The organism is Paenibacillus sp. 01T422 (genome assembly GCF_056398785.1).
The window spans coordinates 1-616 of sequence record NZ_JBFTQB010001521.1 but is presented as its reverse complement, the minus strand read 5'-3'; the positions used below and the strand labels follow the sequence as shown (position 1 = coordinate 616).

The 616-nt window shown below is 45.9% G+C and carries 1 protein-coding gene and 1 pseudogene; both read left to right on the top strand.

Annotation, left to right across the window (positions count from 1 at the left end):
- Positions 1-300 (top strand): annotated as a pseudogene (locus tag AC1DUA_RS39960) (hypothetical protein); the annotation flags it as partial.
- Between the two features lie 14 nt (positions 301-314).
- Positions 315-616, top strand: a 302-nt coding sequence (locus tag AC1DUA_RS39955) for a TadE/TadG family type IV pilus assembly protein (protein ID WP_477504923.1), incomplete at its 3' end; no start/stop codon positions are given.

Here is a 616-nt window from a genome sequence, read left to right as displayed (position 1 = left end):
TACTTGCGATCTTTGGTTAGCGGTTCTGAAGTCGTTTTGACAACGGAGTCTGGTAAAAGCAGAACAATTGACGCGTTGGATGCTCGCGGGATTGGCCATCAGGCCTTTTATAGTCTGACAGAGGCTCAGCTGCGGCTGGAGCAGCTTCCTAAGGATCTTGAGCTTATCCACCAAGGAACTCAAGTGAAGGGTGTAGTGTGGCATTTTTTCAAAAAAGATGCAGGCGGCAAAGGTGTGATCTCCGACGTTTTTCGGAAAGAGCTAGAGCGGAAAGGGATCGTCGTTGTCATCCATAATTAGAATGGGGGGAGTTTTTGAAGAGATTCGTTCGATCAGAAAGAGGAGCCGTTTCCGTCTATCTGATTCTAATCATTGTGCCGATCTTTTTATTTCAAGCGGTACTGATTGATTTCGCGAGAATTAAATTGGCGGAAAAAGAGACAGAATCAGCGGTCAAAGCTGCTACGCGCTCGGTTATGTCATCTTTTGATACAAAGCTCCAGGCGATGGGTTTATATGGGGTGGGCATTTCGCAAGAGAAGTCAGAGGAAGTTTTTCGAACCGTTTTTGCGAATAATTTGTCGGGTCAAGTGTCTTCCGGGGCTTTTCATTATGT